The sequence below is a fragment of the Glycomyces sp. L485 genome (genome assembly GCF_022548875.1).
In the GTDB taxonomy this organism is placed as follows: Bacteria; Actinomycetota; Actinomycetes; order Mycobacteriales; family Micromonosporaceae; genus Glycomyces.
On record NZ_JAKZEW010000021.1, the window covers coordinates 1 to 4,885 of the forward strand.

Genomic DNA, 4,885 nt, shown 5'->3' on the forward strand with positions numbered 1-4,885 from the left:
AGGCTGCTACTCAAGCCACAAGAGCCGCTGAAGAATCCAGGTCGATCGGTTTGGTCAATTCGGTGACGCAGTCTCCTATGCGCGGATACCGCGGCACGGTGCCGTCAGCCGCATTGCGCTCAACGGCCTCGAGGCAATGTAGCGATTCGACGAAGTGGAGGTCCTCATTCCATGTCCAGGTGACGAATGTGATCGGCGCGCCGGCTCCGCACGCGTTCTCGAGATAGGACCAGTCCAGGTCGCCGTCCGGGTCCGTTGTAGCCACGGGTTCGGAGTCGATGGCGAAGATCCTCCAATAAGCCTCGGGACCAGAGCAGCCGACGACCAGGGAGCCGAAAGCTCTGCTGGAATCCGTGAAGTCCGCTGGCAGGCAGTCACCTTCCTGAGCGGTCGCCTCATCCTCATTCGCATCCATTGTGACCATTTCAGACCATCGACCGTCGAAACCAAGGGCCGGAATGTCATTGACGATTCGTGGCGCGAAGAACCCGGTGATGGCGACGGCACAGGCAAGTGCCCCGAACAGGATCTTTCTAAGGATAGAGAACCGTCTGGACGAATTCGCCGAAAAGGTCATGAACCACACTTTGGGGCGGGAGTGAGGCGAGATCACAGTGATACTCCAAGCTATGAAAGTTGAGTGGAGATTCTATGACCCGCCAACGGCTGTCCATCAGGCATCCTCGCAACAGCGATGATAGCCATACTCAGACAGGGCGATTTCAGCTCATAATGGATACACCACCGGCCGGCCTCGGGGCTCCCACGGATCCCCGCATAACAGTCTCCCGTTGCGGGGCTCCTTCGGTCCCCGCCTTCTAGATGCGAAGGTTGCTAGTGACAACCTTCCAGCGCGGGAACAGGTCCGGGCTCAACACCGCGTCCTGTGTGTGTTTGGAGTGGCCTAGCCCGGTGTGGTGCTTACCGATCGGGCGGCGACGGGGATCATCACGGCCATTTCCGCCGGAGACGGTGCAGGAACGGGCTGACGCGCATGGAGAACGTGAGCAGCGGCAGCGTGACCTGCCAGCGGATGTGATGCAAGGCGGCAGCACACCGGACCTGACCTTGAGCTCGGACTTGGTCGGGAACACACTCACCACGCTCGAAGGCTCCACCGGGTACGTCTACTCGATCACCGCGACCAACATCGGACTGAAAGGACTCAAAGGCATCCCCGGATCGCACACCGCCCAGTTCATCGACTTCCTGGCCCGCCACCACGCCATGGTCGAAGACCGCGTGCGCTGCAACAAGGCCATGGGTCTGCGGAACCTTCCCTCACAGTCCTGGCCCGTGAATGAAGCCTGGATGCTCGCCGCGAACATCGCGGCCGACCTCGACGCCTGGACCCGCCTGCTCGGCTGCGCGGGTGAGGACGAACTCGAAGCAGCCGAACCCGACTCGATCCGCACCAAGCTGTATGCCATCGGCGCCCGCCTCGCTGCCACGCCCGGACCCGGGCCCTCCGAGTACCCGACACCTGGCCGTGGAAGCAACACTTCCGCCGCTGCTGGCAGCGCCTCACCGCCGCGGCCCTGTCCAGCACAGGAACACGCCTGGCAGCCACCGAGACGACACCGCGGACCGGCAAATCCTCACCAGCCAGGGGACAAACCGGCGCAAGCCAGGAAGCAGTTGCGGTCGCCGCGTTGGGAGGCCAGTCTGGACGACTTCTTCGCTGAGGCCACCGGATCATGGCTGCGGGCAATTCGAGATCAGCCGTCCTTGGGTGGCGGGTCTCCACGAGGCACAAGGATCCGGGAACCGAATCCGATGCTCTTCGCCGTGGAGAAACCGGGAGGCGTCTCATGCGGCTCGGACGACTCAACCACACCCGGTATCAATGGGGTGGTCACCGTCGCGACCCAGGGACCCGTGCTTTCGAACTCTGCTTCGACCTGTCCACGTCCGTCTGTCGAGCCTTCCCATACCTGGACGCCGTCTATTGTGATCACCACCTCGGCATCCGGAATTCCAACCAAATCGTCGATACAGTCCTGCCCGGGATCAAAGCGACCCGCATTGCTGTACTCCACCTCGATAGAATCCCATGGCGGGCAGGCTTCAAAATAGACAAACACATTGGCATGCGCGAGTTCGGAATCTTCAGAAACTTGCGGATCCGGGACTCCGGAACCTCTCTCACAAGCGGTGCTCAGCCCTAGCACTGCTACAGTAACAGCCAGCCATTTGACCAGATCATGTTGTACTATCACGTTAAGCGTCCCCCTTCAAGTCGCCTTACCGCGACGAATATGGCATACGCGGTGGTTGCGGCGGGCATTGCACCGCAACCACCAGGTTCCCTAGCTAGTTGATCGAGCAGGTTGCCTGACCTGCGCCACCGGTGTCGAAGCGCGCCTTCCAGTTCCGCACCGACCCACGCGAGACTCCAAAGACCCGCACCGCGTCGGCGGTGCTCATGCCGTCCCTGACCGCGGCCATCACCCGCTTCCGCAGCGTCTCCTGCTGCTGCGGTGAGAGCCTGCGCATGTCCACCCTCAGATCATCGCCCACACCAACCACACGCGACGCTCAACCAATAAGTTTCGGATCAATAAAAGTCGATCCGTGTACGCACCTCGGCGAATAATGCGAGACGTCGCAGATTCCACTTGATCGACATCAATTGATTCGATCCAGCAGATCACGCCATTTGTCGACCCTGTCGGAAGCGAGGTCGATATCAAGAATGTCATCGATCAGTTCGGCGTACTTCGGACCGAAGAATCATCGAAGAACTTCAAGGGGCCCTGCAAGGTGAAGACCGGCAGCGGTTCCTCATCCTCCTCCCACATGCCTGATCCATGGCGTACTTAAGGTCAAGTCCGATCTTCCTCTGAGTATAAGAGTCTTCCCAGCGCAGGTTCGAAGCAACATCATCTCCGCCGAGCTGCAGTTCATGGATATGGTCCGGGTCCTGCATCTGACCGCTGCTGCTGACTGGGCCTTTCTCGGCTCTTCGTAGTGATGTGTGGGTTGTTTACCAGGGGATATAGCGAAGGCACGCCGCTTGCTGCATAGGATCTCGGGTTGTTGAAGCTCAAGATCTGGAAGACAGGAAAAGCGGCGTGCCGAATAACAGGATATGGGCCCAGATGTTGGGCCTCGACAAGGCCGTGGTCGAGCGTGTCGAGTACGACGATGCGGCCGGTGGCCTGGTGGCCTCGGTGAGGCCGAAAGCCCGCGAGGCGGGCCGGTGCGGGGTCTGTCGGAAGCGGTCGCCGGGCTATGACGGTGGGCGTGGCAGGCGGCGGTGGCGGAGCCTGGACGCGGGCACGATGCTGGTGTGGATCGAGGCCGAAGCGCCGAGGGTGCGTTGCAGACGCCATGGCGTCACGGTCGCTTCGGTGCCGTGGGCGCGGCACGGGGCCGGTCACACCCGCGACTTCGATGCGACCGCGGCGTGGATGGCGACGAACATGGCGAAGACGAGCGTGTGCGCCTTGCTGCGGATCGCCTGGCCCACGGTCGGGTCGATCATCGAACGGGTCGGCGCCGAGACTGATGCCAGGATCGATCGCCTCGCGGGTCTGGAACGGATCGGGATCGATGAGATCTCGTATAAGAAGGGGCAGAAGTACCTCACGATCGTGGTCGACCACGATTCGGGCCGCCTGGTCTGGGCCGGTGAGGGCACGGGCAAGAAGGTGCTCGCGGTCTTCTTCGCATCGCTCGGTCCCGGGCGGTGCCAAGCGATCAGCCAGGTCTCGGCTGATGCCGCCGCCTGGATCGCCGAGGCGGTCAAGGCGTACTGCCCGAACGCCGTCCAAGCCGCTGACCCGTTTCACGTGGTCAAGTGGGCCACCGAGGAACTCGACGAGGTCCGTAAGGACCTGTGGCGGAGGGTCCGCCGGGGCGAGGGCACCAACGCCGATCACCGCGGCGCGAAGATCTCCAAGACCGAGGCCCTGGCGGTCAAGCACTCCCGGTTCGCGCTGTGGAAGAACCCCGAGAACCTCACCGAGAAGCAGCGGGCCAAACTCGACTGGATCGCGGCCACCCACCCGATGCTTTACCGCGCCTGGAAACTCAAGGAAGGCCTGCGCCTGGTCTTCGCCCTCGGCGGCGAGGACGGCAAGGCCCAGCTCGACTACTGGCTGTCCTGGGCCGCCCGCTGCCGGATCCCCGGGTTCGTCCGCCTCGGTCAACGCATCCGATCCCACCGCGAGACCATCGACGTCGCCCTGGAGACCGGGCTGTCGAACGGCCTGATCGAGTCGACCAACACCAAGATCCGGGTCCTCACCCGCATGGCCTACGGCTTCAAATCCGCCGGAGCCCTCATCGCCCTCGCCATGCTCGCCCTCGGCGGCTACCGCCCCGACCTCCCCGGCCGACCCTCCACAATCCCACCCACACATGAGTAAGAAGAGCCGCCTTTCTCCCTGGTATCCCAGGGCTCGTATCAGCTCGAACGCTGAACCGGTCAGCCCTGGTTGAGCAGCGGGCTGGGTTCCCCTGACCACACAACCGTCAGCTCGCGACAGGCTCGGGTAAGCGCGACGAACAGCAGGTTCCGCTCGCGTTCGATCGCCTGGGCGTGTGCGATCGGGTCGGTCTGGGCCAGGTCAGTGGCGAATCGGCGCGGATAGCGTTTCGCCCCGACACCGGTGATCACCACGCGGTGGTATTCGGTGCCCTTGAGTCCGTTGACGGTGGTGACGTGGACGGCGTCGTCCTCCGGCACCTCGTCCCGCACCGCGAGCGCGGGGAGTCCGGCCGCCTCGATCGCCTCCACATGCCGCCGGATCGCCTTGCCGTTCGGCATGCAGACGACGATCGAGTTCAGCTCGCTGCCTGCCTCCGCCCAGGCGACGACCTGATCGACGACCGCCTCGACCTCCGACTGCTCGTCAGGCTGGGCCACGAAGCGCGGCTC

5 protein-coding genes are annotated in these 4,885 nt (G+C 63.1%); 2 read left to right on the forward strand and 3 right to left on the reverse strand.

Going from position 1 to position 4,885, the window contains the following annotated elements; all coding sequences use genetic code 11:
• Positions 1-10: 10 nt before the first annotated feature.
• A complete protein-coding gene (locus L0U85_RS11965; protein WP_241377993.1) occupies positions 11-577 on the reverse strand; it encodes a hypothetical protein in 567 nt (188 codons plus the stop codon).
• A 395-nt stretch (positions 578-972) separates the two neighbouring features.
• Between L0U85_RS11965 and L0U85_RS11970 the strand changes: the two genes are divergently transcribed.
• Positions 973-2,076: a hypothetical protein gene (locus L0U85_RS11970; RefSeq protein WP_241377994.1), complete on the forward strand. Its 1,104-nt coding sequence runs from the start codon at positions 973-975 to the stop codon at positions 2,074-2,076.
• A 237-nt stretch (positions 2,077-2,313) separates the two neighbouring features.
• On the opposite strand, the gene L0U85_RS11975 is transcribed toward L0U85_RS11970, so the two are convergent.
• On the reverse strand, positions 2,314-2,496 hold the full coding sequence (locus L0U85_RS11975) for a helix-turn-helix domain-containing protein (protein WP_241378044.1): 183 nt from the start codon (positions 2,494-2,496) through the stop codon (positions 2,314-2,316).
• A gap of 578 nt (positions 2,497-3,074) precedes the next feature.
• Here L0U85_RS11975 and L0U85_RS11980 point away from each other — a divergent pair.
• Positions 3,075-4,373, forward strand: a complete 1,299-nt coding sequence (locus L0U85_RS11980; protein WP_241377995.1) for an ISL3 family transposase — start codon at positions 3,075-3,077, stop codon at positions 4,371-4,373.
• Positions 4,374-4,432: 59 nt separating this feature from the next.
• Here L0U85_RS11980 and L0U85_RS11985 read toward each other — a convergent pair.
• Positions 4,433-4,885 (reverse strand): 3'-5' exonuclease (locus L0U85_RS11985; RefSeq protein ID WP_277605716.1); only part of this gene is annotated, 453 nt, incomplete at its 5' end.